Raw genomic sequence first — 4549 nt, forward strand, 5'->3', positions numbered from 1 at the left:
AGAATTGGCGGATCGGGGTGATCGTATCCGCCGGAGGGTCTGCGACGATCGGGTTCACCGAGGGCAAGGACTATCCGTTGATCAATCCGCCGACGACTCTGAAGGTTGGCGATGTGGTTGCCGCGGTTCCATCGGGTAACGGCTATGCCCTGCGGGGTGTGCCCGAGGTTTCCGGTGCATTCCTGGCCGAAGCGCCGCAAACGGGCCGCATACTTGCGATGCAGGGGGGATTTGATAGCCGATTGGGTGCGTTCAACCGTGCGACACAGGCGCTGCGTCAACCGGGTTCGACGATCAAGCCTTTCGTCTATGCCGCCGGGCTTGACCAGGGAATGACGCCAGCCACGCAGGTTCCGGATCAGACCTTCTGCGTCTACCAGGGTGCGAACCTGGGCGAGAAATGCTTCCGCAACTTCGGCGGCGGCGCTGGTGGGGTCCACACGATGCGCTGGGGGCTCGAGCAGAGCCGTAACCTCATGACGGTTCACATCGCCGACATGACTGGGATGCAAAACGTCATCCAGACATTCAAGCGCGTCGGCATCGGTAGCTACGAGCCCTATTACGCATTCGCGCTTGGGGCAGGCGACACCACCGTGGCGCGTATGGTCAACGCCTATGCCGCGCTGGCAAACTGGGGACGTCAGAACGAAGGCACCGTTATCGATTACGTCCAGGATCGCCATGGCAAGGTCATATACCGGGCCGACAAACGCGATTGTAACGGTTGCAACATGGAGCAGTGGGACGGCAAGCCGATGCCGCGCTTCGAACCGACAGGCAAACAAGTGCTCGATCCCCGCACGGCCTTCCAAGTGGTGCACATGCTCCAGGGCGTGGTGACTCGTGGCACGGCTGTCAGGCTACGTGACCTCAACCTGCCACTGTTCGGCAAGACTGGGACAACCAGCGGGCCCACCAATGCGTGGTTTGTCGGCGGTTCGCCGGACATCATCGCGGGTATGTACGTCGGCTTCGATCAGCCCCGGAACTTGGGTGGCTGGGTGCAGGGCGGTAATACAGCCGGCCCGATCATGAAGCAGTTCGTGCAGGAAACGCGAAAGCGTTGGATCGCAGAGGACTTCGTTGCTCCCCCTGGCGTTCGCATGGTCAAGATCGACCGGGTGAGTGGCAAGCGAGTCTTTGAAGGCACTCCGACCGACGATCCCAAGGCCGCGATCATCTGGGAGGCGTTCAAGCCTGATACCGAGCCGCCGCGGGCAACGCGCGCGGATGCGATTGCGGCCAAGCGGAGCGAGATTCTCGAACTGATCCGCCGCGCTCGCGAAGGCGATGAACAGGGGCAAGGAAGCGGTGACGGCCAAAGTCAGCGGCCGGGCGACTTTGTCGAGGAACAGGGCGGCGTCTACTAGCTGCACTACCCCCACAGCTTTACAATCACGGTCCGCGCGTTAGGGGCGGGACCACTGGACTGAAGGAATTCCCCATGCGTGCCGAAGGGCAGGCCCATATCGAGAGGATCGAGGCAGCTTTGGCGCTGGTGCGGCAGTCGCTGGACTGGGAGCGCGCATTGCGCCGCCTCGATGAGCTTGATGCCCGTGTGCAGGACCCCAAGCTATGGGATGATCCGAAGCAGGCGCAGGCGATAACTCAGGAGCAGAAGCGCCTCGAAACCGCGGTGAACACCGTACGTGAAATCGAAAGCGAGATGGCCGACGCGGTGGAGTTCGTCGAACTGGGCGAAGCCGAAGGCGATGAAGAGGTGGTCAGCGACGGGCTTTCCACCCTGCTAGGCCTGGCTGAGAGGGCGGACAAGGACAAGGTCCAGGCGTTGCTCTCCGGCGAAGCCGATAGCAACGATACCTACCTTGAAATCCATGCAGGCGCTGGCGGTACGGAAAGCCAGGATTGGGCGGAAATGCTGCTGCGCATGTATGCCCGCTGGGCGGAACGCAAGGGCTTCAAGGTCGAGACGGTCGAGTACCAGGCCGGCGATCAGGCCGGGATCAAGAGCGCCACGCTGCTGCTCAAGGGCGAAAACGCTTATGGCTATGCCAAGACCGAGAGCGGCGTACATCGCCTGGTCCGCATCAGCCCCTATGACAGCTCGGCCCGGCGCCACACCAGCTTCAGTTCGGTTTGGGTCTACCCGGTGATCGACGACAGTTTCGAGGTCGATATTAACCCGGCCGACCTCAAGATCGACACCTATCGTGCGTCGGGCGCTGGTGGTCAGCACGTCAACACCACTGACTCTGCAGTTCGCATCACTCACCAGCCTTCGGGCATCGTGGTTGCCAGCCAGCAGGATCGCAGCCAGCACAAGAACCGCGAAATCGCGATGAACATGCTCAAGGCGCGGCTGTATGAAGCGGAGATGCGCGCACGTGAGGAAGCCGCCAGTGCCGAACATTCAAGCAAGAGCGATATTGGCTGGGGTCACCAGATTCGCAGCTACGTCCTGCAGCCGTATCAGATGGTGAAAGATTTACGCACCGGTGTGACGTCGACTGCGCCGGATGACGTGCTCGATGGCGCGCTGGATCCCTTCATTGCTGCTTCACTCGCCCTGCGTGTCACGGGTGAGACGGTCGATGTGGAGGATGTCGAGTGAGGCTAGGCCTCGCGCTCCTTGTTCCCCTCGCGGTATTGATTGCTGCCTGCGATTGGGCGCCTTTCGCCCCCGACGAGCAGACCTTTCCCAAACCCGATCGCCCGGTGTCGGGAAAGGGTACCTACCAGGTCTCGACAGAAACCCAGCGTGACAACCGGGGTGAGGCGCGGACCGTGATGGATCTTGCCGAGATCGAGAACGGTATGACCGTGGCCGATATCGGGGCGGGCAACGGCTATTACACGGTCAGGCTTGCGGAACGCGTGGGGGCCGATGGACGGGTTCTGGCCCAGGACATTGATGGCGACGCGCTAGCCGGCCTGGGCCGAAGGATCGAACGCGAAGGGCTCGAAAATGTCTCGATCCTGCGCGGCGATGCTGCGGATCCCAAACTGCCGGTCAACAGTTTCGATCGCATATTCATGGTTCACATGTATCATGAGATTGAACAGCCTTACGAATTCCTTTGGCGCATGTGGCCGGCCCTACGCAAAGGTGGGGAGGTTGTGGTTGTCGATATCGATCGACCGACCGACCAGCATGGGATCGATCCCTTGCTGCTGTCCTGCGAATTTGAGCGGGTCGGCTACGAGCTGGTCGAGTTCAAGGATGCGCCCGAACTGCTCGGCTACTATGCACAGTTCAAGGCAGCGGCTAGCAGGCCGGAGCCGGGAGAGATCAAGCCGTGTCGCAGCGAGAAGGCGGCAGGAGCTGAGGCGCATGAATTGCGCCCGACCAAGAGAGAGAAGGTATAATGAGTTTCAAGGGGTTGAGCCCAATTCTTTACGGTGGCCGCGAAGTCTGGCCGCTGGTGGAAGGGGGCAAGGGGGTTTCCGCAACGAATCATGCGAGCTCGGGGGCCTGGGCTGCCGCTGGCGGGATCGGCACCGTGAGTGCCGTGAATGCTGATAGTTACGATGACGATGGCAACCCGGTTCCGCAGGTCTATCCGCAGGCGACCCGCAAGGAGCGTTTCGAACAGCTCGTGCGCTATGGCATCGATGGCGCGACCGAACAGGTCAAGCGCGCCTATGAGATCGCCAACGGCAAGGGGGCGATCAACATCAATGTGTTGTGGGAAATGGGAGGCGCGCAGCAGGTGCTCGAAGGCGTTCTCGAGAACTGCAAGGGGCTGATTACCGGCGTCACCTGCGGTGCGGGAATGCCGTACAAGCTGGCCGAAATCGCCGCGCGCTTCAATGTTCATTACCTCCCGATCATCAGCTCGGCGCGCGCCTTTCGCGCCCTTTGGAAGCGTAGCTATTCGAAGGTGCCGGAGCTGATGGCGGCAGTGGTTTATGAGGATCCTTGGCTGGCGGGCGGACACAATGGTCTGTCCAACGCCGAGGACCCGAGGAAGCCTGAAGACCCCTATCCGCGCGTTAAGGCTCTCCGGGACACTATGCGCGCCGAAGGCGTGAGCGAAGACACTGCTATCATCATGGCAGGCGGGGTTTGGTTCCTGCGCGAATGGAACGACTGGATCGACAACCCTGAACTCGGGAAGATCGCTTTCCAGTTCGGCACCCGACCGCTGCTGACGCATGAAAGCCCGATACCCCAGGTCTGGAAGGACATGCTGCGGACCGTCGAGCCCGGCGACGTGTTGCTGCACAAATTCAGCCCCACCGGTTTCTATTCGAGCGCCGTAAAGACGCCCTTCCTTTATGACCTCATGCATCGTTCGGATCGCCAGATTCCGATCTTCAAGCGTGATGAGGAAGAAGGAACCGTGCCGCTGGCCGATCACGGCAAGGCCAAGTATTTCTGGGTACACCCCGGCGATCAGCGCAAGGCACTTTCGTGGATGCATGAGGGCTTTTCCGAGCCTCTCAAGACACCGGACAATACTGTGGTCTTCGTCACCCCGGAAAGCGCAGAGCAGATCCGCGCTGACCAGCAGGGCTGCATGGGGTGCTTGTCACACTGCCAGTTCTCGAGCTGGAAGGATCATGACGATCACACCACGGGCCG

General features: G+C 61.1%; 4 protein-coding genes. All 4 read left to right on the forward strand.

The features are described 5' to 3' along the window. Positions 1-1373: penicillin-binding transpeptidase domain-containing protein (locus AAFM29_RS15200; RefSeq protein WP_341713631.1), on the forward strand; the 1373-nt coding region annotated here is incomplete at its 5' end. 74 nt (positions 1374-1447) lie between these two features. Then, positions 1448-2575: a peptide chain release factor 2 gene (gene prfB, locus AAFM29_RS15205; protein ID WP_341713632.1), complete on the forward strand. Its 1128-nt coding sequence runs from the start codon at positions 1448-1450 to the stop codon at positions 2573-2575. Then, positions 2572-3330, forward strand: a complete 759-nt coding sequence (locus AAFM29_RS15210) for a class I SAM-dependent methyltransferase (protein ID WP_371830758.1) — start codon at positions 2572-2574, stop codon at positions 3328-3330. The genes prfB and AAFM29_RS15210 overlap by 4 nt, the downstream gene beginning before the upstream one ends. After that, the coding region (locus tag AAFM29_RS15215; protein ID WP_341713633.1) for a nitronate monooxygenase at positions 3330-4549 on the forward strand (1220 nt) is incomplete at its 3' end. The genes AAFM29_RS15210 and AAFM29_RS15215, both read left to right, overlap by 1 nt.

It is taken from the genome of Erythrobacter sp. (genome assembly GCF_038133525.1).
GTDB lineage: Bacteria > Pseudomonadota > Alphaproteobacteria > Sphingomonadales > Sphingomonadaceae > Qipengyuania.